19 protein-coding genes and 1 pseudogene are annotated in these 22,740 nt (G+C 74.1%); 7 read left to right on the top strand and 13 right to left on the bottom strand.

Annotation, left to right across the window (positions count from 1 at the left end):
- Positions 1-322 precede the first annotated feature (322 nt).
- Both J2S46_RS40340 and J2S46_RS40335 read right to left on the bottom strand, forming a co-directional pair.
- Entirely contained in the window at positions 323-988 is a 666-nt protein-coding gene (locus J2S46_RS40340; protein WP_191293904.1) for a hypothetical protein, read from the bottom strand.
- Positions 985-1,890, bottom strand: coding sequence for an HAD family hydrolase (locus J2S46_RS40335; protein ID WP_191293903.1), 906 nt, complete (start codon positions 1,888-1,890; stop codon positions 985-987). The genes J2S46_RS40340 and J2S46_RS40335 overlap by 4 nt, the downstream gene beginning before the upstream one ends.
- Before the next feature lie 324 nt (positions 1,891-2,214).
- Between J2S46_RS40335 and J2S46_RS40330 the strand changes: the two genes are divergently transcribed.
- The gene (locus J2S46_RS40330; RefSeq protein ID WP_191293902.1) at positions 2,215-4,197 is read left to right on the top strand and encodes a discoidin domain-containing protein; all 1,983 of its coding nucleotides are present in this window, start codon (positions 2,215-2,217) and stop codon (positions 4,195-4,197) included.
- A gap of 219 nt (positions 4,198-4,416) precedes the next feature.
- Positions 4,417-5,157, top strand: coding sequence for a dienelactone hydrolase family protein (locus J2S46_RS40325; RefSeq protein WP_191293901.1), 741 nt, complete (start codon positions 4,417-4,419; stop codon positions 5,155-5,157).
- 79 nt (positions 5,158-5,236) lie between these two features.
- On the opposite strand, the gene J2S46_RS40320 is transcribed toward J2S46_RS40325, so the two are convergent.
- Positions 5,237-6,397, bottom strand: coding sequence for an FAD-dependent oxidoreductase (locus tag J2S46_RS40320; RefSeq protein WP_191293900.1), 1,161 nt, complete (start codon positions 6,395-6,397; stop codon positions 5,237-5,239).
- 80 nt (positions 6,398-6,477) lie between these two features.
- Here J2S46_RS40320 and J2S46_RS40315 point away from each other — a divergent pair, with 80 nt between their 5' ends.
- Positions 6,478-7,179 carry a TetR/AcrR family transcriptional regulator gene (locus tag J2S46_RS40315; protein ID WP_191293899.1) on the top strand — a complete coding sequence of 234 codons (702 nt, stop codon included), beginning with the start codon at positions 6,478-6,480 and terminating at the stop codon, positions 7,177-7,179.
- Positions 7,180-7,456: 277 nt separating this feature from the next.
- On the opposite strand, the gene J2S46_RS40310 is transcribed toward J2S46_RS40315, so the two are convergent.
- From J2S46_RS40310 to J2S46_RS40295, 4 genes are all read right to left on the bottom strand, one after another.
- Positions 7,457-7,675, bottom strand: coding sequence for a hypothetical protein (locus J2S46_RS40310; protein WP_191293898.1), 219 nt, complete (start codon positions 7,673-7,675; stop codon positions 7,457-7,459).
- On the bottom strand, positions 7,672-8,055 hold the full coding sequence (locus J2S46_RS40305; protein WP_191293897.1) for a hypothetical protein: 384 nt from the start codon (positions 8,053-8,055) through the stop codon (positions 7,672-7,674). The genes J2S46_RS40310 and J2S46_RS40305 overlap by 4 nt, the downstream gene beginning before the upstream one ends.
- Positions 8,056-8,147: 92 nt before the next feature.
- Positions 8,148-9,596: an ATP-binding protein gene (locus tag J2S46_RS40300; RefSeq protein WP_191293896.1), complete on the bottom strand. Its 1,449-nt coding sequence runs from the start codon at positions 9,594-9,596 to the stop codon at positions 8,148-8,150.
- Positions 9,593-10,300 carry a response regulator transcription factor gene (locus tag J2S46_RS40295; RefSeq protein WP_191293895.1) on the bottom strand — a complete coding sequence of 236 codons (708 nt, stop codon included), beginning with the start codon at positions 10,298-10,300 and terminating at the stop codon, positions 9,593-9,595. Before J2S46_RS40295 ends, J2S46_RS40300 begins: the two co-directional genes overlap by 4 nt.
- A 417-nt stretch (positions 10,301-10,717) precedes the next feature.
- Here J2S46_RS40295 and J2S46_RS40290 point away from each other — a divergent pair, with 417 nt between their 5' ends.
- From J2S46_RS40290 to J2S46_RS40275, 4 genes are all read left to right on the top strand, one after another.
- A complete protein-coding gene (locus J2S46_RS40290; RefSeq protein WP_191293894.1) occupies positions 10,718-11,254 on the top strand; it encodes a GtrA domain-containing protein in 537 nt (178 codons plus the stop codon).
- 257 nt (positions 11,255-11,511) lie between these two features.
- Positions 11,512-12,525: an SDR family NAD(P)-dependent oxidoreductase gene (locus tag J2S46_RS40285; RefSeq protein WP_191293893.1), complete on the top strand. Its 1,014-nt coding sequence runs from the start codon at positions 11,512-11,514 to the stop codon at positions 12,523-12,525.
- Positions 12,526-12,712: 187 nt separating this feature from the next.
- Positions 12,713-13,303 (top strand): TetR/AcrR family transcriptional regulator, encoded by a 591-nt coding sequence (locus J2S46_RS40280; RefSeq protein ID WP_229913305.1) that lies wholly within the window; start codon positions 12,713-12,715, stop codon positions 13,301-13,303.
- Between the two features lie 254 nt (positions 13,304-13,557).
- The gene (locus J2S46_RS40275; protein WP_191293891.1) at positions 13,558-14,310 is read left to right on the top strand and encodes an SDR family NAD(P)-dependent oxidoreductase; all 753 of its coding nucleotides are present in this window, start codon (positions 13,558-13,560) and stop codon (positions 14,308-14,310) included.
- 163 nt (positions 14,311-14,473) lie between these two features.
- On the opposite strand, the pseudogene J2S46_RS41000 reads toward J2S46_RS40275, so the two are convergent.
- The 6 genes and pseudogenes from J2S46_RS41000 to J2S46_RS40245 all read right to left on the bottom strand — a co-directional run.
- Positions 14,474-14,794 (bottom strand): annotated as a pseudogene (locus tag J2S46_RS41000) (transglycosylase SLT domain-containing protein); the annotation flags it as partial.
- A 1,919-nt stretch (positions 14,795-16,713) separates the two neighbouring features.
- Positions 16,714-17,796, bottom strand: coding sequence for an aldose epimerase family protein (locus tag J2S46_RS40265; protein WP_307353125.1), 1,083 nt, complete (start codon positions 17,794-17,796; stop codon positions 16,714-16,716).
- Between the two features lie 62 nt (positions 17,797-17,858).
- A complete protein-coding gene (locus tag J2S46_RS40260; RefSeq protein ID WP_190215907.1) occupies positions 17,859-18,872 on the bottom strand; it encodes a LacI family DNA-binding transcriptional regulator in 1,014 nt (337 codons plus the stop codon).
- A 125-nt stretch (positions 18,873-18,997) separates the two neighbouring features.
- Positions 18,998-20,011 carry an ABC transporter permease gene (locus tag J2S46_RS40255; RefSeq protein WP_191294841.1) on the bottom strand — a complete coding sequence of 338 codons (1,014 nt, stop codon included), beginning with the start codon at positions 20,009-20,011 and terminating at the stop codon, positions 18,998-19,000.
- Positions 20,008-20,979 (bottom strand): ABC transporter permease, encoded by a 972-nt coding sequence (locus tag J2S46_RS40250; RefSeq protein ID WP_191294842.1) that lies wholly within the window; start codon positions 20,977-20,979, stop codon positions 20,008-20,010. The genes J2S46_RS40255 and J2S46_RS40250 overlap by 4 nt, the downstream gene beginning before the upstream one ends.
- A complete protein-coding gene (locus J2S46_RS40245; RefSeq protein WP_191294843.1) occupies positions 20,976-22,625 on the bottom strand; it encodes a sugar ABC transporter ATP-binding protein in 1,650 nt (549 codons plus the stop codon). The genes J2S46_RS40250 and J2S46_RS40245 overlap by 4 nt, the downstream gene beginning before the upstream one ends.
- Positions 22,626-22,740 lie beyond the last annotated feature (115 nt).

The following is a 22,740-nucleotide window of genomic DNA, read 5'->3' as shown; positions in this document are numbered from 1 at the left end:
CAACCGGGGGAGGAGTCACGGTGTCCGAGCCCTTCAGTAGCGAGTGTGAGACCAGTTCGCAGTGGGGGCCCAAGGGCAGGGTGCGCCTGCGAAGCAGCGACCACGGGCTCGGTGTCGTCGCCGTCGAGCGCAATCCCGAGATGTTCGAGACCTTCCGCAAGCCGGACGCGAACAAGTAGGGCCGTCGGCGCCGACGAGAAGGAACGCGGGACGGGAGGCCCCGGGCGTCCTGGACCCGGGGCCTCACGACGCGGCTGATCGGGGGCTCAGACCGCTGTGGTGCTGCCCTCACCGTAGGGGCGGCCGCCGCGGTGCCGCGCGCTCAGGCACCCATCGGAGGGGCCCCGGGCGTCAGCGGCCAGGCGTGCAGCCGTCGGCGGGCCGCTCCGCTGTTGCCGAGGTGGTAGACCGCGACGCCGGCGGGGCGGACGGTGAACGGCTCGAACGGTTCGGACTCGACGACCCGGAGGTCGTTGAGGGTGGCGAAGCCGACGGTGATGTGGGCGAGGTAGCGGTTCGGCCCGATCTGGGCGGGGACGTAGTCCTCGACCCAGTCGCGGGTGCTGCGGCTGATCTCTTCGCCCGGGTCGGTGACGAATGCGGCGCCGGTGCCGCCGGACCCGGTGAAGGGGGCGACCGCGTCGAGGAGTGCGGCCTGCAGGTCCAGCGCCTTGGGGTTGGGCCGCAGGGCGATGGCGGCGAGTGCCTGGCCGGGCACGCCCCAGTCGGCGTGCTTGATCGCCACCGCCCGGTAGGACAGGTCGTCCGTGTCGGTCGCCGCCAGTGTCCTGGCGATGGCCTCGTGGACGCGGTCGAGGTCCGGTGTGCGCACGTAGCGCTGGAGCATGGTGATGTGCGGTTGGTGGGAGGCGTCCAGGGCGAACCCGTCCGCGACGCTGGTGCGCATCCGGGCGTTCCACTCATGCGCGTGCCGGACGGTGGCGGCGTCGGGGTCGACCAGGATGTCGACGGCCGTCAGGTCGCTCATGGCGGGCCGTCCTGGTCGGCGAAGACGGTGGTCCAGTCGTTCTTCATGCTGACGACGGTCCAGCCCAGTTCCGCGGCCTTCGCGAGCGACTTCGCGGCGCCCTTGGTGTAGGCGAACTCGCGCTGCGGGTCGTCGTGGTCGATGAGCAGCGCGAAGGTGGCGCTCTCCAGCATCTCGACGTCCACGTCGGCGTTGCCGCCCGCGAACACCGGCAGGCGCCCGGTCTGGGCGAAGATGTGCTCGGGCTTGCCCGGCCCCAGGTCCAGCCCGCCGACCACGTCCCCGGTACGGATGATCCTCCCGTCGCGGTAGCTGAACGCCGAGGCCGTGCCGATGACGTTCTCCGGGTGCAGGCCCCAGGTCTCCTCGGCGAACACGCGCATGAAGTCGCGGCCGCCGCCGGAGCACACGAACACCCGGAAGTCGTGGGCCTTCAGGAGGTCGAAGAGCTCCAGCATCGGCCGGTAGACCAACTGGACATAGGGGCGACCGAGTTTCGGCTGCTTCGCCGTCGCGATCCAGGCGCGCACCTGCGCCTCGAATTCCTCGGGCGTCGTGCCGGCCCAGGAGCGCGCGAACGCCTCCAGCAGGGGTGCCACCACCTGCGGGTCCTGCGTCGCCGCCCGCTCGAAGAACGCCGCGTCCTCCTCGGCGACGGCCTTGTAGGGCTGCCGGCCGGCCAGCGACGGGTCGTCCCGGACCTCTTCGGCCCACTTGCGGAACTGGAAGTCGAACTGGGGAGGTACCGGTTGCTCGACCCACAGCGTGCCGTCGTTGTCGAAGGCGGCGATCCGGTCCGTGACCGGCACGAACCCTGGGCCGGCCCGCGTCGCGGACGCGACGAAGTCGAGGATCGCCTGTTTGGCGGGGCCGTCCTTCCAGCTCGAAAGAGCGCCGGTCATGAGTCCGCCTCCGTGGTTGGCGCGCCGCATGATTCGACTCTGGTCCGGTGGTGTCCCGCACGCAACCGGCAACGGGCCGCAGGGCCCCGCGCCGGCCCGCGCGTTGTCGCGTCCGTCCGTTCTCGCCGGCCCGGTCGCGTTCCCGCCACCTTGCACAAGGGGCATGTTATTGCGCTAAGTCGATACTTTTTTGCGCAACGTGATCGGTCTATTGCGCTTGCGTGTCCATCTCGTTACGATCCCCCGCATCGGGCCCCGCGCTGCCGCCGACGCTCAACCGTCCGTTGCCGCTGCGGAGTTGACGACCAATCGAAGGAGATCCGGATGGGTGTCACGCGTCGGGCGTTTCTGCAGGCCGCAGCTGTGGCGGGGGTCGCCGGAGTCATGGGGCTCGGGGAGAGCGCGCTCGCCGGGCCCGCGGCCGCGGCGAGCGCGCCCGGCGACGTGGTCGGCAAGGTGACCGTGGGCTACCAGGGCTGGTTCGCCTGCGCCGGGGACGGTGCCCCGGTCAACGGCTGGTGGCACTGGGCCCAGAACTGGGGCCAGGCGCCGTCCCCCTCCAACAGCGCCGTCGTGGCCTGGCCGGACGTCCGCGACTACCCGACGACCTACTCCACCGCCTACGGCAGCCTCGGCAACGGGCAGCCGGCCTCGCTGTTCTCCTCCTACGACCAGTCCACCGTCGACGTGCACTTCCGCTGGATGAAGCAGTACGGCATCGACACCGCGGCCCTCCAGCGGTTCAACCCCACCGGCGGCGAGGGCCCGACCCGCGACGCGATGGCGGGCAGGGTGCGCAGCGCGGCGGAGTCCCAGGGCGTCAAGTTCTACGTGATGTACGACGTCTCCGACTGGACGACCATGCAGGCGGACATCAAGACCGACTGGACGAACAAGATGCGGGCGCACACCGCCTCGTCCGCCTACGCGCGTCAGAACGGCAGGCCGGTGGTGTGCATCTGGGGATTCGGCTTCAACGACAACCAGCGGCCGTTCGCACCGGGCCCCTGCCTGGAGGTGGTGAACTGGTTCAAGGCGCAGGGCTGTTACGTGATCGGCGGGGTTCCGACCTGGTGGCGCACGGGCGACCGGGACTCCCGGCCCGGGTTCGCCGACGTCTACCACGCCTTCGACATGCTCTCGCCGTGGATGGTCGGCCGGATCGGCAACGTCGCGGACGCCGACAACTTCTACAACGTGGCGACCGTGCCCGACCTCGCCGAGTGCGCCGCGCACGGCATCGACTACCAGCCGTGCGTGCTGCCCGGCGGGGTCGCCAACCGGCAGCGTGCCCACGGCGACTTCATGTGGCGCCAGTTCTGGAACATGGGCCGGGCCGGGGTGGCGAGCGTCTACATCTCGATGTTCGACGAGTACAACGAGGGCAACCAGATCGCCAAGACCGCCGAGTCCCAGGCCTGGGTGCCGGCCGGATCGGGCTTCCTCTCGCTCGACGAGGACGGCACCGCCTGTTCCTCCGACTACTACCTGCGGCTGACCGGCGACGGCGGCCGGATGCTGAAGGGCCAGATCGCCCTCACCGCCGTGCGGCCCACCCGGCCGGTCGTCGGCGGCGGTGGCGACACCGTGCCGCCGACCGCCCCCGGCGGGCTGCACGTCACCGCGCAGAGCGACACCACGGTGGCGCTGGCCTGGACGGCGTCCACCGACAACGTCGGCGTGACCGGCTACCGGATCCGCCAGGTCAGCGGCTCCGCCGCCACCCCGGTCGGCACCGTCGCCGGGAACGTCACGGCGTTCACCGTGACCGGGCTCGGCGCCTCCACGTCCTACGTCTTCGACGTGCAGGCCCTGGACGCGGCCGGGGGCGTCTCGCAGCCCTCCGGCCAGGCTTCCGCCACCACCACGGCCGGCAGCTCGCCGACCGTCAACCTCGCTCTGCGCCGGCCTGCTTCGGAGAGCAGCCACACCCAGGTCTACGGCTCCGGCAACGCCGTGGACGGTGACCCGAACACCTACTGGGAGAGCGCCAACAACGCCTTCCCGCAGTGGCTCCAGGTCGACCTGGGCGCGGCCACCGCGGTCCGCCGGATCGTCCTCACGCTGCCGCCGGCCACCGCGTGGGCCACCCGCACGCAGAGCGTCGCCGTCCAGGGCAGCACCGACGGCGGCTCCTTCGGGCAGCTGCTGGGTGCCACGGGCTGCACGTTCGACCCGGCCACCGGGAACACCGCCACGCTGACCCTGCCCGCCACCGCGACCACCCGGTACGTGCGGCTGGTCATCACCGCCAACACCGGCTGGCCGGCGGGGCAGATCTCGGAGTTCCGGGTGTACGCCGCCTGATCGCCGCGGCGGGCCGGGCACGGCGCCCGGCCCGCCGCCCGGCCCCCGAATACGTGTTGGTGAATCACGGTGGGCGTTGCTAGCCTTCCGGAGGCCGTGCGAGCGAACGAGGAGGTGGTACCCGTGAACGTATTCACGTGGGTGCTCTCCTCCGGGGTCACGGTCGGGCGATAGGTCGTCCGGGAGCGCCGTTCAAGCGCACTCCCGAAAGGCACGACCATGCACGTCACCTCTGAACAGCACCTCGACGACGGCGTCCTCGAGCGTGGATTCACCCTCGGCGAGATCCCCGGCATCCTGTGGACGCCCGGATCGGCCTCCCCGTCCGCGCCGGTGCCGCTGATCCTGCTCGGCCACCCCCCGCTCGGACTGCACAGGATGTACCCCCGGCTCGTGGGGCGGGCCCGGGCGGCCGCGGCGGACGGTTTCGCAGCGGCCACCATCGAGCTCCCCGGGAGCGGTGACCGGCCCCGTTGGGCCGCCGTCGAGCAGGCCCGCGCGGACCTGCGCCGGGCCATGGAGGCCGGCGAGCCGGTCGGCGACGAGATCGTCGACGCCCTCGTCCTGCCGCTGGTGGAAAAGGCCGTCCCGGAATGGCAGGCCGCCCTGGACGCCCTGCTCGCGCTGCCCGAGATCGGCGGCCCGGTCGGGTACTCGGGGGGAGTGATCTCCATCGGGACCAGGCTGGCGGCGGTCGAGCCGCGCATCTCGGCCGCCGTTCTGTTCGCCGGGAGTCTCGTTCCCCGCGCCATGTTCGAGGAGGCCCGGCGGGTCACCGTTCCGCTGCACGTCCTGCTGCAGTGGGACGACGAAGGCAACGACCGGCAGGCGGCCCTGGACCTGTTCGACGCCTTCGGCTCCGAGGAGAAGACGCTGCAGGCCAACATGGGCGGGCACACCGGCGTCCCGCAGTTCGCGGGGGAGGCCGCGGCCCGCTTCCTCACCCGGCATCTGAGCTAGCCGGCAGCTGAGCCGGCCGGCGTCCGGGCCGGTCCGCCCGGCCGGTCCGCCCGGCCGGTCGGCCGGACCCGGCCGTCGGTCACCTTCCGGACGGCGCCACCGCCTGGTCCTGCTCCTGCCCGTGCCCGTTGAAGAAGTCGATGAAGCTCTGCGGTGCGCGCTCGCCGAGGCAGAGGTCGAGGATCTCGTGGGCGTCCGCGTGGAAGGCCTCGCTGCGCGGGAAGAGTTCCTTCTCGTAGGCGGCGAGCGCGGCTTCGACGTCGTCGGGGTGCCGGGCGATGGCCTTGCCGAGTTCGGCGCCGTCGAACATGGCCAGGTTGGCGCCGTCGCCGGAGGGCGGCATCAGGTGCGCGGCGTCGCCGAGCAGCGTCACGCCGGGCACCCGGTCCCAGCGGTGTCCGTCCGGGAGGGTGTGGATCATGCGCGCCACCGGGGCGCTCCCGCCGTCGGTGATCAGCGCGGTCAGGTGCGGCGCCCACCCGTCGAACTCGGCCGCGACCCGGGCGCCGGCGGCCGCGGGGTCGGTGAAGTCCGTGGCGGCGACCCACTCGGCCGAACGGTTCAGCTCGACGTAGGTGTGCAGGACGCCGCCCGCCTCGCGGTGGGCGACGATCCCCTTGCCGGGGGCGAGCGCGTACATGGCGCCCGGGCCGACCGCCGCGGCCGTCGCGGGGTGCCGCTCGTCGACGTCGTGCAGGTAGGTCTCGACGAACGTGGTGCCGGTGTAGAGGGGCCGGGCGTCGGAGAGCAGCGGCCGGACCTTGGACCAGGCGCCGTCCGCGCCGACCAGGAGGTCGCTGGTCGCGGTCGAGCCGTCGGTGAAGGTCAGCTCGTGCCGGCCGTCGCCGAGCGGGCGGACGGCGGTGACCTTGCTGCCCCAGCGCACCGTCCCCTCGGGCAGGGAGTCGAGCAGGATCCGGCGCAGGTCGCCGCGGAGCACCTCGGGGCGTACCGCGCTCCCGTCGGAGGGGACGTCCAGCAGCAGTGCGCCGTGCCGGTCGAGCACCCGGGCGGCGTCGGCGCCCTCGTGGATGATCGCGCGGAACTCGTCGGTGAGGCCGGCGTCGGCGAGGGCGCGCTGTCCGTCCTCCTCGTGGATGTCGAGCTGGCCGCCCTGGGTGCGGGACTCGGCGCAGGGGTCGGCCTCGTGGACGGTGGCGGGGATGCCGTGGACGTGCAGGACGCGCGCGAGGGTGAGGCCGCCGAGGCCCGCGCCGATGATCGTGACCGGTGTCGCCATGGTGTTCCCTTCGAAGCAATGATGGAACGCTGTTCCATTCCCATGTTGGAACGGCGATCCATTCATGTCAAACTGTCGTCATGGCGATCAAGAAGCAGCGGGCCGCACGGCGCACGGACGCGCTGTCGAAAGAACGGATCGTGGAGGCCGCGATCGAGATCCTCGACTCCGACGGCGAGGGCGCGCTGACCTTCCGCACGCTCGCGGCCCACCTGGCCACCGGGAGCGGCGCGATCTACTGGCACGTCGCCAACAAGGACGACCTGCTGGCGGCGGCCACCAACGACGTGATCGCCCGGGTCACGGCGGACCTGGCCCACGGCGCCCGCCCTCGGGAGGCGATCCGGTCCCTCGCCCTCGGGCTCTTCGACGCGATCGACGCCCACCCCTGGGTCGGCACCCAGCTCTCCCGCGCACCGTGGCTGGCCGCGATTCCGCAGATCTTCGAGGGTTTCGGCAGCCGGCTGGAGGAACTCGGCGTGCCCCGGGACGCGCAGTTCGACGCCACGTCCACACTCGTGATCCACGTCCTCGGCGTCGCCGGGCAGAACGCCGCCAACGCCCGCCTGCACGCGCACAGGAGCGACCGGACGGCCTTCCTGGGCGAGATCGCCCACCAGTGGGCCCAGCTCGATCCCGCCCGGTACCCGTTCGTGCACCGGGTGGCGCCGCAACTGCCCGAGCACGACGACCGGGAGCAGTTCCTGGCCGGCATCGACCTCATCCTGGGCGGCATCGAGGCCGCCCACCCGGGCCCCTCCGGCCCCTCCGCCCGGGCCTGACCCGCCCCCGAGCGGGTCGGGGGCCGGCCCCCGACCCGCTCGGTTCCGCGACTGCCGCGGCCTGCCCGGCCGTCGCGACGCCTCGTCCAGGTCCTCCGGCGGTCCTCCGGCGGTCCTTCGCCAGGCCCGCCGCCGGCGGCCGGCGGGCGGCGGCGGGCATGGCGAAGGGCCCGTCCCTCCGGGGGAGCGACGGGCCCTGCTCGGGGCGGTGCCGGGTGGAACACCGCGGTGCCGGGTGGAACACCCCGCACCGGGCAGCGGCGTTGCCGCCGCGGCGTCAGTTGTTCTGCGTCGCGTCGGAGTCGGCCTGCGCGGCGGCGCTCTCCGCGGCGTCCACCTTCTGCCGCATCTGCTGGACCTGGCCGTCGTCCGCGGTCGCCGCGGCCTTCCCGGGCGGGTTCGCGCCCGGCCCGCAGCCGGTCAGCAGCAGGGCTGCGGCCGCGGCGAGCACCGCTGCGGCCACCGTGGCCCGCCGGCGCCCGGGGCGGGCGCTCACTTGCCCGCCGCCGGCGAGGGCTGGGCCGCGCACCAGGCGGCGACCGACTTCAGGTCGGCCTGGCGGGTCTGCAGCGTCGGCAGCAGGCTCTTGCGGAACGTCAGCCGGTCGTCCAGGTAGGTCCGGACCGCGGTGTGGTCGGCGGCCTTGGCGTCGGTCACCCGCTGCTGCAGGCGCGCCACCGAGCCGAGGACGGTGGCGTCGCCGTTGAGCCGCTCGACGGCCTTGTCCACGCGCTCCTGGATCTTCGGCAGGCGTTTGCAGACCGACGCCGCGCCGTCGTTCCTGGGCGCCGACGCGGCCTGCGCGGGGGCGGCGGCGAGCAGCGCGCCCGCGAGCGCGAGTGCGCCGACGGCGGCGGCCCTGCGGTTCATCTGCATGACGGTTCTCCTCCGGGAGCGGGGATCGGATGCGGGGAGCGTAGGGCGGCTTCTTGTGGAAACCCTGTGATCCGCACACGGGCCCGCACCGGTCACCGGTCGCCGGAGAGCCAGTCGCGGCGGGCCGGCAGCCGCAGGGTCGGCTCCTGCGCTCGCAGCAGCGGCAGCCGCATCTCGAACCGGCAGCCGCCCGGCGGCGGTGCGTCGCCGACGGCCACCGTGCCGCGGTGCAGCGCCACCTGCTGGGCCACCAGGGTCAGGCCCAGGCCCGACCCCGGACTGTCCGGTCGCCGGTGGAAGCGGTGGAAGACCGCGGCACGCCCCTCCGGCGGCACGCCCGGCCCGGTGTCGTCGACGGTCAGCACCGCCGCCCCGCTCCGCCCCGCCCGCAGCCGCACCGTGACCCTGGCCGGCCCGCCGCCGGGCGGCGAGCCGTGCACCACGGCGTTGCCGACCAGGTTGGCGAGCGCGATCCGCAGGCCCGCCTCCCAGCCGAACACCCGGATCCCGGGCTCGGCCGCCACGTCGATCACGGCCTGCGGATGGCGGCGCACCGCCTCCGCGACCGCGCTCTCCACCAGCTCGCCCAGGTCCAGGCCGGTGAAGGCGGAGACCTCCACCAGGTCGCCGCCGGCCAGCGCCCGCAGCGCGGTGAGCAGCTCCTCCAGCCGGGCGTGCTCCTGCGCCAGCTCGGCGACCACCTCGGCCCGCTCGGCGGCCGCCAGGCCGGGATGGGCACCCAGCACGTCCAGGTTGGTGCGCATCGCGGTCAGCGGGGTCCGCAGCTCGTGCGAGGCCGCGGAGGAGAACGACCGCGCGGTGTCCAGGGCCTGCGTGGTACGGAGCGCCTGCTCGTCGAAGCGGGCCAGCAGCAGCCCCAGCGCCGCCGCCAGGTCGTCGACCTCCAGGACCCGGCTCGGGGTGTGCGCGAGCGCCGTCGCCCCGCTGCCCGGATCCAGCGCGGCGGCCCGGGCACTGAGGCGCCGCAGCGAGGCGGTGGCCCGGCCCGCCAGCGCGAACGCGAGCAGACCGGCCACCGGTGCGGCCACCAGCGCGACCAGCAGCACCCGCCGGCGCACCGCCGCGACCTGCGGATCCACCGCCGACGACGGCGACACCAGCCACAGCGTGCCCGGCGCCGCGCCGTCCACCCGCACCGACAGCACCCGCCACGCCCGGCCGGCGTCCCGGACGGTGACCGGCGCGTCGGCGGCGGCCGGCAGCGGGACGTTCTCCGCCGGCTGCGGACCGACCGCCAGCAGGACGGCGCCGTCCTGCCCCGCCAGCCGCACCCCGGAGTCCAACGCCCCGTCGAGGACCTTGCGCTGCTGGTTCTGTTCGGCCCGGGGCCGGCCCTTGCTGTCCGCCGCGAGCAGCGTGCGCACGTTCGGCAGCACCGCGGCGGCCCGCTCGCGCAGCACCGCGTCCTGCTGGCGGGACAGGTCGCGGTGCACCAGCCCCAGCAGCAGCAGGCCCGCCGTCAGCACCATGACCGGCACCAGCACGGTCACCGAGAGCGCGATCCGGGTGGAGAGCCTCACGGCCGCCGCCCGTCGGCCGGCCACCGCAGCACGAACCCGACCCCGCGCACCGTGTGCACCAGACGCGGCCGCCCGCCCTCCTCCAGCTTGCGCCGCAGGTAGCTGACGAAGGTGTCGACGGCGTCGCTGCGCACCTCGAAGTCGTAGCCCCAGACCCGGTCCAGCAACTGGTCGCGGGTGAGCACGAGGTTGGGATTGCGCACGAGCTGGGTGAGCAGTTCGAACTCGCGCCGGGTCAGGTGGAGTTCGGTGTCCTCCCAGTGCACCTGGCGGGTCGCGGGGGAGAGCGTCAGCGGCCCGGCCCGCAGCACGTCGGACGGCGGGGCGGGCCGCCGGCGCAGCAGGGCGTGCAGCCGCAGCACCAGCTCCTCCAGCGCGAAGGGCTTCACCAGGTAGTCGTCGGCCCCGGCCTGCAGCCCGGCGACCCGGTCGGCGAGCTCGTCCAGCGCGGAGAGCATCAGCACCGGCGTCTCGTCGCCCGCCGCCCGCAGCGCCCGGCAGACCTCCGTCCCGTCGAGACCGGGCAGGGACACGTCCAGCACCAGGACGTCCGGTGCCGTCGGACCCTCCATCAGGGCCAGTGCGCTCCCGCCGTCCGGCGCGACCTGGACGGCGAAGCCGCTCAGCCGCAGCCCGCGCTCCAGCGACCGCCGGATCGCCGCGTCGTCGTCCACCACCAGCACCCGGCCGGCTGCGCCGCCCATAGCCACCTCCTCGCCCCCGTGGGCCGACGACTCTCTCACGCGCGGGCACGCACCGGGCAACCGGGGTGCCCGGGGTTCCCGGAGGGCCCACTGCCGTCGTCCGGCGCGCCCCCGGCTGCGTCCGGCACGCCGTTCGCGGCCGCCTGCTGCCGCGTCCGGCCTCCTCGGCTGCCGCGCCGAACCCTGGGAGGTGCCCCGGCGTCCCGGTCCCGCGGAGTTGCCGCGGTAGCGTTCAGCTCCAACCCATTGCAATGGGTCGGATGTCTTTCGTTGCGTTAGATTCAGGGCTGATGCAACGATTTCACGGCTCTGAACTGGCTGCATGTCAGATCTGCGTACTGAGCTTGTTGTCACGACATGGAAAGCAACGTAGCTTTTCCGATGTCAGAAACACTGGATCGGCAAAGGGGGCGGGTCATGGGGACAGCGCGGGAACGACCGCAGGCGGCACCCGGCGCGTTCACGGCCTTCGCCCGCTTCGTGCTCTGCGGCGGCGCGGTCGGACTCGCCTCCAGCTTCGCCGTGGCGGCCCTCGCCGACCGGATTCCCTGGATCCTCGCCAACGCCCTGATCACCGTGCTCTCCACCCTCCTCGCCACCGAACTGCACGCCCGCTTCACCTTCGGCGCGGGCAACCGCGCGACCCGGCGCCAGCACGCCCAGTCGGCCGGCTCCGCAGCGGCCGCGTACGCCGCGACCTGCGCGGCGATGCTTGCCCTGCACCAGCTGGCGGCGACGCCCGGCGCGGTGGTCGAGCAGACCGTCTACCTGACGGCCTCCGCGCTCGCCGGCGTCGCCCGGTTCGCGGTGCTGCGCCTGGTCGTCTTCGCACGCCACCGCTCGCAGGCCGCGGCCACCGTCCACTCCGTCCGCCCCTTGCACGCGACCGCGACCGCGACCGCGGTCCGCACCTGCGCCGCGACCGGCCTTGCGGAACTCTCCCGGGCGGCCTGACCACATCCCCTGACCACATCCCCTGACCACATCCCCTGACCACATCCCCGGGCCGCCGCCCCCGGGCCGCCGTCCCGGGGCGGGTGGAACGCGCGCGGTGTCCCCGCGGCACGCGATGTCGGTCGGCTGTCAGCGGGGACAGCGACCTGCCGGTGGGATGTGAGCGGCCCCCGGCACCGTAGGTACCGGGCGCGGCCGGCCGTGCAGGTGCGGCCCGCTCTCCTGCAGACCACTTCGAGCTCCCGGGAGCCGCCGCCATGTCCTCCGTACCCCAGGCCCCGCGATGGGACGTCCACCGGCTGCCTCGCGCCCGGGGAAGGAACTTCCTGGTCACCGGCGGCAACGCGGGCATCGGGTACTTCGTCGCCGAGCAGCTCGCCGGCACCGGGGCCACGGTCGTTCTCGGCAGCCGCGACCGGGCGAAGGCCGAGGCCGCGATCGGCTCCATCGGCTCGCGCGTGCCCGGCGCCCACGTGAAGCACATGCCTCTGGACCTCGCCGACCTCGACTCGCTCAAGGCGTCGGTGGACGCGCTCGGCCTGGACCGCCTGGACGCGGTCGTCCTCAACGCCGGGGTGGCGCTCGACCGCCCGCCGCGCCGTGCCACCGGCGACGGCCACGAGCTGATGTTCGCGACCAACCACCTGGGGCACTTCGCGCTGACCCACCACCTGGCCCCGCTGCTCACGGCGACCCCCGGGAGCCGGATCGTCACCACCGGCAGCTTCGCGGCCAAGTCCGAACGCCTGGACCTCGACGACCTCCAGAGCACCCGCGACTACCGGCCCAAGCGCGCCTACGCACGCTCCAAGCTGGCCCAGATGCTCTTCGCCCTCGAACTCGACCGCCGCCTCCGCGCCGCCGGCAGCACGACGCTGAGCGTGCTCGTCCACCCCGGCGGCGCACTCGACTCCCTCACTCCCTCGCGCCCGCCGCTCCACGTCCGCACCACCGGCGAGCGGCTGAGCCGCCTGCCGCTCGGCCTGCTCGTCCAGGGCAAGGACACTGCCGCATGGCCCGCCGTCCGGGCCGTACTCGACCCGGCTGTGCGCGGCGGCCGGATGCTGAGCCCGCGGGCGTTCGGGCTGCGCGGCACGCCCAGGATCGAACCCCTCTGGAGCCACCTGGCCGACACCACGACCGCGGCACGTCTCTGGACGGCCAGCCGCGACCTGACCGGCCACGACCCGACGTTCACCGCCCCGGCAGGGTCCGGTGGGACCGAAGGCCCGGCGGCCGGGCCCGGCGAAGCGGACCCCGCCACCGGATGAGACCGGACGCCGGGCCCGCCCCGCGCCCTGGCTGTCCGTCACCCCGGGCCGACCCGCGGGACGCGGACGGCAGGAGCCCTGGTCCCGGGGCGCGCGGTGGCCGGGCGCTCGTCCACGGCCGTGGACGCCGGGCCGTATGCTCGGTCCCATGAGTGCCGCACAACCAGCCCGTCGGCGCGATGCCGCGATGACGCGTGAAGCGATTCTCGCCGCCGCCGTCGTGGAGTTCACCGAGAACGGGTACGCCGGGGCCGGTGTTCGGCAGATCGCCGAGCGGGCGGGCGTGTCGGCGATGATGATCAACCGTTACTTCGGTTCCAAGCAGGGCCTGTTCGCCGAGGCGGTGGACCGCTCCTTCGGGCCACCGACCGTCGTCGGCACCGAACGCCACGACCTGACGCGCACCATGGCGCGGTCGCTCGCCGAGAGCACGGCGCACGGCACCGAACACCTCGACCCGTTCCTCCTCACCCTGCGGTCCGCCTCCGACCCCGAGGCGGCGGACATCGTCCGGCAGGGCATCGAGGCCCACGTGGGTGCTCGCCTCGCGGGGCTGATCGGCGGCTCCGAGGCGGAGCTCCGGGCACAGCTCGGGCTCGCCCTGACGGCCGGCACCTGGCTGTTGCGCGCCGTCGTCGGTACCCGGGCGCTGGCGGACGTCGACAACGACCGGCTCGCGGAACTCCTCGCCGCGATGCTGGAGCCCGTCACCCAGGAGCCCGTCACCCAGGAGTCCGCCGCCCGGCCCGCTCCGGGCTCCGGCGCCGCTGCGCAGTAGGCGGACGCGCCGCCGCGGTCCGTGCCGCGGCAGTCCGTGCGGCCCGGGCCGGCGCGCACCTGCCTCGGCCTGCCCGCCCCTCGCCGCCCGTCGGCCTTGGCCGCCGGGCGTCGCTGCTCCCTGCTCGCTGCTCGCTGCTCGTAGGCCGAGGCAGGCCAGGAGGCAGCTATGTATACAGGTGTAGACTTGCTGATGCAGCGGCCGTCCCACCGGATCACCAGGGTGCGGGGCCGGTCCTGGAAGGGAAGCAGCAGATGAACCTCGATCTCCTCGGCAAGCGCGCGTTGGTCACCGGTTCGAGTGCCGGGCTCGGCGAGGCCACCGCCAGGCTGCTGGCGGCGGAAGGGGCGGCCGTGGTGGTCCACGGCCGCGACAAGGACCGCGTGGAAGCGGTCGCGGCATCGATCCGTGCGGCCGGCGGAACGGCCGGCACCGCGCTCGGCGACCTGGCCACCGACGAGGGCGCCGCCGACGTCGCCCGGGCGGCCACCGCGGACGGCCCCGTGGACATCCTCGTCACGGAGTGGAACGACACCTACAACGTCAACGTCGTGTCGGGGGTGCGGATGATCCAGCACCTGGTTCCCGCGATGCGCGAACGCGGCTGGGGCCGGGTCGTCACCATCGGCGGCGGCCTGGCCTCCCAGCCGATGAACACCCACCCCCAGTACAACGCCACCCTGGCGGCCCGCCACAATCTCGCGGTGTCGCTGGCCCGCGACCTCAAGGGCACGGGCGTCACGTCGAACGTCGTCTCGCCCGGCGCGATCCTCGTCGAAGCCACGAAGGAACTCGTCACGCAGATCGGGCCCGACCGTGGCTGGGGCCGGACCTGGGACGAGATCCTGCCCAACGCGGTCGAGGCCCTGATCCCCAACGACCAGGGGCGGTTCGGCGAGCCCGACGAGATCGCGGCCGCGGTGGCCTACCTGTGCGGCGCCTACGCCCAGTACATCAGCGGAGCGACGATCCGCGTGGACGGCGGGCTCATCCGCTCCGCCTTCTGAACCCGCCCGTCCCCGGGCGGCCCGTGCCGCGACTCCGCGGCGCCTGCCTGCCCGCGCCCACGCCGCCGACGCGGCCGGCCGGAGCCGCCTTCGCCGGTACGGCACCGCCCGCCCGCCCGCCCGCTCCGGCCCCCCGCCCGGAAACGCGCGGACGTCCCCGCCGTCAGTAGGGGCCGTTGACGTTGTCGATGGAGCCGTAGAAGTCGGCGGCGTAGTTGCAGGCGGCGGTGATGTTGGCCACCGGGTCGTAGATGTCCATGGAGGTGCCCGGTACGTGGTACGCCTGGAAGGTGGGGTCGATCACCTGAAGCAGCCCCTTCGACGGGTGGCCGGCCGCGGCGTTGGAGTCGGTGAGGTTGATGGCCTGCGGATCGCCGGACGACTCCCGCATGATGTTGCGGTAGATCCCGTCGTAGCTGCCCGGGATGTGATTGTCGGCCATGACGACCAAGGCGTCCTTGATCCAGGTGTCCAGGTCGCCGGTGGCCTGGGTGGTCGGCGCCTGGGTGCTCGGCGCCTGGGCGGGCGACGCCTGGCCCGGCGTCGCGGCGGCCTGCGCGGCGGGCCGGGAGCTGCCGCCGCCCGCGTTCGCGTACGGGCCGGTGGCCTGCCAGGCGCCGCCGCCGGACGCCCCGCCCCAGGGGTGGGCCGAGCCGGACGCCCCGCCCCAGGGGTGGGCCGAGCCGGACGCCCCGCTCCAGGGGTGGGCCGAGCCGGACGCCCCGCTCCAGGAGTGGGTGGCCGCGCCGCTGTCGGCGGTGGCGTGAGCGGAAGCAGCGGCGGTGGCGGTGGCGGTGGCGGTGGCGTGAGCGGAAGCGGCGGCGGTGGGGGTCGACGTCACGACTGCCGGCGCCGTAGCGGGGGCGGCGGTACCGGACGCGGCGGTGGCCGGGTGGTCGGCCGTCCACGTCCGGGCCGTGCGGGACGGCGTGGCGGAAGGGTGCGCGGCGGGCGAGGACGGGGCTGCCGTACGGGCCGTTCCGGTGCTGGTACCGCGTTGCGGGGGGAGGGCCGCGCGCTGCGCGGGGATCGCGGAGGTGCGTTGGGTGGGCAGGGCCGCGCGCTGCGTGGGGATCGCGGAACTGCTGTGACCGGCCACGGCGGTGCGGTGGGCGGAGGCGGGAGTGCTCCATGCGGTGGGTTCGAGCTGGGTGGCCTGAGGGGAGGCCGCCGTGACCGGGCTCGGGTCGCTGCCATGGCTGGGGGTGGCGTTGGCGGCGGCGACCGCGACGGCCGCACCGGCCAGCGCCGCGGTGGTCATCCACCGCCCGGACAGGAGAGCGGTCGGCATCCGGCGGGGACGGGCGTGCTTCGGCATGGCGGGCTCCGGAACTCAGGGGACGGGGGGAGGAGGACGGGGGCGGCGGACGGCCCCGGTGCGAGGCCGTGCCCGGGTGACGTGTGCCGGGGCGTGTGTGCCGGGGCGTGTGTGCCGGGCGTGCAGGCCGGGCGGGAACCGGGAGTCACGGTTCGGGCAGCACGAGCTGTCCCGACGGGCCGGCCGGGCCGCTGCGGTACCGGTACCGGTACCGGTGCCGATGGCAGTGGCAGTGGCAGGGCGCGGATGCCGGCGTCGCGGGGCAGGGTTTTGGGATCGTGCGGCATGCGGGGGACGGCGCGCGGGGGAGGGCGGGAGGGGCGGTGGTGGGTGGGCGTACCGGGGCGGATGCGCCCGGTCTGCGGCTGCGGATCTGCGCCGCTCGGGCCCCCGCGGAGATTAGTCAGTGCACCGACCGATGGGGGTGGGGACTTTCTACCCTTCGGTGGCACCGGAGTCCAGGCTTCTCCGGGGAATGGACCTGAAGGCGGTGTATGTCCGCTACTGGGGCTATTCGGGGCTTTTGAGTACTTGAAGAGCTTGTGGAAGTGGCGGGCCGGGCACCTGGCCGGGGCGTCCCCCGGGGACGTCGATGCGGCCCCGGTGGGTGCGCGTCGGCCTTGCCTCGGCCGCTCGGTCGCCGCTCGGCCGCCGGGGGTGCGGCGGCCTCCCGGAGCTGCGGCGGTCAGGCGTCGGCGGAGCCTTCCGCGGGCCCACGGCGACCGGCGGCACGTCATGGCATCGGACCTCGCCGCAGGTGGGGCCGGCGCAGGGGTCGTCCAGGGAGGTTCCGGGCGGCCCTCGGTTGCCCTCGGAGCCCCGCGCGAGCACCCCGCCGGTGCCACTGCGCGGGGCCGGCCCCGGTGGGTCTCGTGGCGGTGTCGATCTGCCGTGTCGCGACGGGGACGAGCTGCCCTGCGCGCCCGGCGAGGGTCCCGCTCCACGACCCGTCGAGGACCGGAGCCCGGCCCTTGACGCGATCATGAGAGCCGGGGCGGGCACGCACGTCGTGGGTCGGGCGGCGACGGATCAGTGGTGGTCGGTGGTCGGTGGTCGGTGGTCGGTTCAGGCCTGGGTGGCCGGGTTCAGGCCGGGGTGGGCGGCAGGTGCGGGAAGCGGAACTCGGTGCGGCTGGTGAAGCGTTCGCCGGGGCGTAGGACGGTGCTCGGGTACTCGGGCCGGTTGGGCGAGTCGGGCAGGTGCTGGGTCTCCAGGCAGATGCCGCCGTGCCGGGGGTGGTGGTGGCCGTCGGCGTCCGCCAGCGTGCCGTCCAACCGGTTGGCGGTGTAGACCTGCAGGCCCGGTTCGGTGGTCCACACCTCCAGCGCCCGCCCGCTCGCCGGGTCGGCCAGCCGGGCCGCCGGGCGCAGGGCATCGGGCCCGGCCGCCGGGCGTAGTAGCCAGCAGTGGTCGAAGCCGCCGGCGTTCTTCAGCTGCTGGTCCTCGACCGCCAGGGCCCGGCCGACGGGCCGGGGCCCTGTCAGGTCGAACGGGGTGCCGGCCACCGCCCGCGCCGGACCGTACGGGATGGCGTCCGGCGCGACCGGCAGGAACTCGTCGCCGTCCACCTCCAGCAGGTGCCCGAGCACGTCGCCGGAGCCGGCGCCGCCCAGGTTGAAGTAGGCGTGGTTGGTCAGGTTCACCACGGTCGGGCGGTCGCAGAACGCCTCGAAGGCCACCGACAGCGTCCCCGCCTCGTCGAGCGCGTACCGGGCGCGCACCGACAGCGCCCCGGGGAAGCCCATGTCACCGTCCGGGCTGACCAGCGAGAACTCCACCGCGGCCCGCCCGCCGGCCGGTTCGGCCTGCCAGAGCCGGCTGTGGAAGCCCTCCGGCCCGCCGTGCAGCGCGTGGCCGTGGTCGTTCACCGGCACCCGGTAGGAGCGCCCCTCGATGCTGAACCGCCCGCCCGCGATCCGGTTGGCGTAACGCCCCACCAGGGCACCGAAGTACGGGCTGCGCGCCGCGTACGCCGGCACGTCCGGCAGGGACAGCACGACCGAGCGGCTGCGCCCGGCGGTGTCCGGCACCGACAGGCGGTGCAGGACGCCGCCGTAGGTGAGGATCTCGGCACTCACGCCGGAGGCGGACTCCAGTCTCCAGAGGTCCACCGGACGTCCGTCGGGGGCGCGGCCGAACGGTTCACGGTGGGGCGCGGGCTGGGGCATCGTCAGTCCTCGGGGAGGGGCGGCACGCCGTGCGGCGGTGGGTGGTCGGCTGCGGTGGGGGATCAGGTGCGCCGGGCGGTCGACTCCCGGACCGTGAGGGTGTAGCCGGGCTGGATGTGCTCGGGTTCCAGTCCGGGGGTGCCGGCCAGTCTGGCGACGACCCGTTGGACGGCGAGCCTGGCGATGGCCTGCTTGTCGGGCGAGACGGTGGTGAGGGCGACGGGGGAGAAGCGGCCCTCCTCGATGTCGTCGAAGCCGACCACCGAGACGTCCTGCGGCACCCGCAGCCGGCGTTCGGTCAGCACCCGCATGGCGCCGAGCGCGACCAGGTCGTTGTAGGCGAACACGGCGTCGGGGCGCTCGCCGCGGTCCAGGACGGCGTTCATCGCGGCGGCGCCGTCCACCCGGCCGTAGCCGTCGGTGGCGGCGACCAGGGAGTCGTCGCAGGGCAGCCCCGCGGCCGTGAGCTCCTCGCGCCAGCCGCGCAGCCGCAGGTGCGCCGGGCGGCGGGCGCTCTCCCTGCGGGCGCCGAGGAAGGCGATCCGGCGGTGCCCGAGGCCGGTCAGGTGGCGCACCGCGGATCTCGCGGCGGCCACGTTGTCGATGGCGATCTGGTCGTAGGGGGCCTCGTACTCGCGTTCGCCGAGCAGCACCAGCGGGGCGTCCTCGGAGCGGCCGAGCAGGTCCTCGGCCTCCAGTTCGATCGGGCTGAGGATCAGGCCGTCGATCACGTGGGCGCGGAACCCCTGGGAGACCAGGATCTCGTTCTCGCGCCGCCCGCCGGTGTGGTCCAGCAGCACGGTGTAGTCGTGGCGGGCGGCGGCGTCGATCACGGCGCCGGCCAGTTCGGCGAAGTACGGGTTGCCGAGTTCGGGCACGGCCAGCGCGATGATGCCGGTGCGTCCCTTGCGCAGGTGACGGGCGATCAGGTTGGGCCGGTAGCCGAGCTCGTCGATGGCCTGCTGGACGCGTTCTCGCATCGCGGGGGTGACGTGCGGGTAGTTGTTCACCACGTTCGAGACGGTCTTGACCGATACGCCTGCGCGCTGCGCGACGTCTTTGAGGCTGGCGCCCACGGATTTCCTTCCTTCGGCCGGCCGTTTCGGCGCGGCGGTGCCCGGCCCCAGTCTGGCCCGCCGGCCCGGCCGCGGGTGACATCCGGGGCCGGGGCCGGGCGTGTTCGGGCCGGAGCCGGGCGGGGTCAGGTCCTGCGGACCTTGGAGAGGTAGCGCTGGGTGACCACGACCAGGATCAGGAACCCGCCGCTGACCACGGACTGGTAGGAGGAGTTGAGCGAGCCGATCTGGTTGATCAGGTTCTGGATGACCGCCAGCAGCAGGACGCCCCACAGGGTGCCGGAGACCGAGCCCGCGCCGCCGACCAGCAGGGTGCCGCCGATGACGACCGCGGAGATCGCGTCCAGTTCCATCCCGACGCCGATGATGGTGACGCCGGAGGAGAGCCGGGCCGCGTTGAGGGCCCCGGCCAGGCCGGCGAGCAGGCCGCTGAGCACGTAGACCAGCACCTTGGTGCGGGCGACCGGCAGGCCCATCAGGGTGGCGGCGTCGCTGCTGCCGCCGACGGCGAACATGCTCTGGCCCAGCGAGGTCCGCTGCAGGACCAGGCCGCCGAGGGCGAACAGGGCCAGCGCGACCAGCACGGGGTACCCGAAGCCGCCGACGGTGCCCTGGCCGAGCTCGGCGAAGAACGAGCCGCGCGGCACCAGGTAGGTGGTGGCGCCCTCGTGGGTCAGCGCGAGCAGCAGGCCGCGGGCGGCCAGCAGCGAGGCGAGCGTGACGATGAAGGGTGCCATTCCGGCGCGGGCCACCAGCAGGCCGTTCACCAGGCCGATGGCGCCGCAGACGACGATCGGCACCAGCAGCGCCGGGGCGGCGCCCCATTGCGAGGCCCAGGCGGCGAGCACGCCGCCGAGGGCGAAGACCGAGCCCACGGACAGGTCGATGCCGCCGGTGATGATCACCATGGTCATGCCGAGGGCGACGATCGACAGGAACGAGACCTGGACGGTGATGCTGCGGGCGTTGTCCACGCTGGCGAAGGCGGGGAAGACGAACGAGGAGACCAGGACGACCAGCAGCAGGACGGCCAGCACGCCCTGGCGGCGCAGCAGTTCGAGGGCCCGGCCGGGGCCGGCGGGGGCCGGGCGGGAGCGGGCGGGCACGGCGGTGGCGGTGGCGGTGGGGAGGAGGTTCATCGGGATCGGCGCTCCCGGGCGATGTAGACGGCGACGAGGATGATGGCGGCCTGGGCGAGTTGGGCGGTGGAGTCGTGCAGGTTGTGGCTGACCAGGGTGGCGTGCAGCAGCTGCATCAGCAGGGCGCCGGTCACCGTGCCCAGGACCCGGATCGAGCCGCCGGTCAGCGGGGTGCCGCCGACCACGACGGCGGTGATCGCGGAGAGTTCCATCAGGTTGCCGAGCGCGGAGGGGTCACTGGCGGTGAGCCGCGCGGTGGCCAGCACGCCGGCCAGCGCGGCGAGCATCCCGCAGAGCACGTAGACGCCGATCAGCACCCGTCGCACCGGCAGCCCGGCCAGCGCGGCGGCCGCCCGGTTGCCACCGACGGCCACCAACTGGCGTCCGAAAGTGGTGCGTTGGACGAGGAACGCGACGGCCAGCGCCAGCACCCCGGCGATCAGGACGACCAGCGGGACGCCCAGCAGGCTGTCGGTGCCCAGCCCCAGCAGGTCGGTGTTCTGGATCTGCTTGAGCTGCCCGTCGGCGATCACCAGGGCCAGGCCCCGGCCGCCGACGAACAGGGCGAGGGTGGCGACGATCGGCTGCAGGCCGACCAGGGCGACCAGCGAGCCGTTGACCGCGCCGACCACCACCCCGGCGAGCAGGGCCACCAGCAGCGCCGGCACCAGGCCGTAGCCCAGGTAGAGCGGCAGCAGCGAACTGGCCAGCGCCATCGTCGAGCCGACCGAGAGGTCGACGCCCTCGGTGCCGATCACCAGGGCCATGCCGAGCGCGACGATGACCACCGGCGCGACCTGGACGAGTTGGGTGCGCAGGTTGGCGACGGTCAGGAAGTGCTCGGTGAAGAGCGCGTTGAACACCAGCAGCAGCGCGACGGCGAGGTAGACGCCGTACCGCTGGAGCAGCCTGGTGACGTCCGGCCGGGCGGCGGCCTTCCGGGGCAGGGCGAGGGGGGCGTGGGTCATCGGGGGCCGTCCTGGCCGTCGGGGGCGTCGTGGCCGTCACGGGCGGGGGAGTGGGGGGCGCCGGCCGGGGCCGGGGCGTCGGGGGAGTGGGCGGCGAGCACGGCCAGCAGGTCGTCCTCCGTCACCTGCTCCCCGGTCAGTTCGCCGGCGACCGCGCCGCCGCGCAGCACCAGGAGGCGGTCGGCGCCCTCGATCAGCTCCTCGATGTCGGAGGAGATCAGCAGCACGGCCAGGCCCTCCCGGGCGAGTTCGTCGACGAGGGCCTGCACCTCGGCCTTCGCGCCGACGTCGATGCCGCGGGTCGGCTCGTCCAGCAGCAGGACCTTGGGCTCCAGGCAGAGCCAACGGGCCAGCAGCACCTTCTGCTGGTTGCCGCCGGACAGTTCACCGACCTTCTGCTCGGGACCGGAGGCCTTGATCCGCAGCCGCTTCATGAAGATCTCGACGATCTTGTCCTGCTTGGCGCGGGAGACGACGCCGAACCGGGAGAGCCGGGGCATCGCCGCGAGCACGATGTTCTCGCGCACCGACAGGCCGGGCACGATGCCCTCGGCCTTGCGGTCCTCCGGCAGCAGGCTGATGCCCGCCCGGATCGCCGCCGCGGGGCTGTGCCGGCGCAGCGGCTGCCCGGCGACCCGGATCTCCCCGCCGTCCAGGGCGAGCGCGCCGGCCAGTGCCTTGGCGGTCTCGCTGCGCCCGGAGCCGAGCAGGCCGCCCAGGCCGAGCACCTCGCCGGGGCGCAACGCCAGGTCGATGCCGTGGAGTTCGTGGCCGCGGGTCAGGCCGGTGGCGGTCAGGACGGGCTCGTGCCGGGAGTGGTGCCCCTCGCCGAAGGCGGTGACGCCGCTCCGGCGGACCTCGGTGAGTTCGCGGCCGAGCATCATCGCGACCAGCTGCATCCGGTTCAGTTCGGCCAGCGGGCCGGTGTGCACCAGCTTCCCGTCGCGCAGCACGGTGACGCGCTCGCAGATCCGGTACAGCTCGTCCATCCGGTGGCTGACGTAGACGACGGCGATGCCGCGTCCGTGCAGTTCGCCGATCACCCGGAAGAGCGTCTCCACCTCGCGGGGTTCCAGGGAGGAGGTGGGTTCGTCCATCACCACCACCCGGGCCCGGACCGAGACGGCCCGGGCCAGCGCGACCATCTGCTGGGTGCCCACGCCCAGGGTGTTCAGCGGGCGCCGGACGTCGGCGGTGACGCCGAGGCCGGCGAGCAGCTCGGCGGCCTCCCGGTGCATGCGGTGGAAGTCGATCAGGCCGAAGCGGGTCTTGGGCTCCCGGCCGAGGAAGATGTTGCGCGCCACGCTCATCAGCGGGACGAGGTTGACCTCCTGGTAGATGGTGGCCACCCCGGCCTGCTGGGCCTCGAAGGGGCGGCCGAACGCCACCGGTTCGCCGCCCAGGCGCAGTTCGCCGCCGTCGGGGCGGTGGACACCGGTGAGGACCTTGATCAGGGTGGACTTGCCGGCGCCGTTCTCCCCGACGAGGGCGTGGATCTCGCCCGCGCGCAGGGTGAAGGAGACGTCGTCGAGCGCCACCACACCGGGGAAGCGCTTGCTGACGCCGATCGCCTCCAGGACGGGGGCGGTCGGCGAGTCGGTGGCCGCCGGTGCGGTCTTCGCCGGGACGGCTGGGGGTGGTGCCATGGTGATGGCCTTCCAGGGCTGGGCCGGGGGTTCGGGGGAGGAGGGGCCGGGCCGTGTCCGCCGCGTGGGCGGGCACGGCCCGGTTGCTCGTCGACCGTCCGGACGGTGGTCGTGC

It is taken from the genome of Kitasatospora herbaricolor (assembly GCF_030813695.1).
Lineage (GTDB): Bacteria > Actinomycetota > Actinomycetes > Streptomycetales > Streptomycetaceae > Kitasatospora > Kitasatospora herbaricolor.
The sequence above is the reverse complement of the archived record's forward strand: the minus strand, read 5'-3'. Positions and strand labels throughout refer to the sequence as shown.

What these genes read in the sequence shown, in the direction of transcription:
- J2S46_RS40265 (WP_307353125.1), bottom strand. Translation starts at nt 17,796, where the DNA reads ATGCCCCAGCCCGCGCCCCACCGTGAACCGTTCGGCCGCGCCCCCGAC.
- J2S46_RS40275 (WP_191293891.1), top strand. Translation starts at nt 13,558, where the DNA reads ATGAACCTCGATCTCCTCGGCAAGCGCGCGTTGGTCACCGGTTCGAGT.
- J2S46_RS40295 (WP_191293895.1), bottom strand. Translation starts at nt 10,300, where the DNA reads ATGGGCGGCGCAGCCGGCCGGGTGCTGGTGGTGGACGACGACGCGGCG.
- J2S46_RS40320 (WP_191293900.1), bottom strand. Translation starts at nt 6,397, where the DNA reads ATGGCGACACCGGTCACGATCATCGGCGCGGGCCTCGGCGGCCTCACC.
- J2S46_RS40315 (WP_191293899.1), top strand. Translation starts at nt 6,478, where the DNA reads ATGGCGATCAAGAAGCAGCGGGCCGCACGGCGCACGGACGCGCTGTCG.
- J2S46_RS40250 (WP_191294842.1), bottom strand. Translation starts at nt 20,979, where the DNA reads ATGACCCACGCCCCCCTCGCCCTGCCCCGGAAGGCCGCCGCCCGGCCG.
- J2S46_RS40340 (WP_191293904.1), bottom strand. Translation starts at nt 988, where the DNA reads ATGAGCGACCTGACGGCCGTCGACATCCTGGTCGACCCCGACGCCGCC.
- J2S46_RS40305 (WP_191293897.1), bottom strand. Translation starts at nt 8,055, where the DNA reads ATGCAGATGAACCGCAGGGCCGCCGCCGTCGGCGCACTCGCGCTCGCG.
- J2S46_RS40335 (WP_191293903.1), bottom strand. Translation starts at nt 1,890, where the DNA reads ATGACCGGCGCTCTTTCGAGCTGGAAGGACGGCCCCGCCAAACAGGCG.
- J2S46_RS40285 (WP_191293893.1), top strand. Translation starts at nt 11,512, where the DNA reads ATGTCCTCCGTACCCCAGGCCCCGCGATGGGACGTCCACCGGCTGCCT.
- J2S46_RS40255 (WP_191294841.1), bottom strand. Translation starts at nt 20,011, where the DNA reads ATGAACCTCCTCCCCACCGCCACCGCCACCGCCGTGCCCGCCCGCTCC.
- J2S46_RS40280 (WP_229913305.1), top strand. Translation starts at nt 12,713, where the DNA reads ATGACGCGTGAAGCGATTCTCGCCGCCGCCGTCGTGGAGTTCACCGAG.
- J2S46_RS40330 (WP_191293902.1), top strand. Translation starts at nt 2,215, where the DNA reads ATGGGTGTCACGCGTCGGGCGTTTCTGCAGGCCGCAGCTGTGGCGGGG.
- J2S46_RS40245 (WP_191294843.1), bottom strand. Translation starts at nt 22,625, where the DNA reads ATGGCACCACCCCCAGCCGTCCCGGCGAAGACCGCACCGGCGGCCACC.
- J2S46_RS40290 (WP_191293894.1), top strand. Translation starts at nt 10,718, where the DNA reads ATGGGGACAGCGCGGGAACGACCGCAGGCGGCACCCGGCGCGTTCACG.
- J2S46_RS40325 (WP_191293901.1), top strand. Translation starts at nt 4,417, where the DNA reads ATGCACGTCACCTCTGAACAGCACCTCGACGACGGCGTCCTCGAGCGT.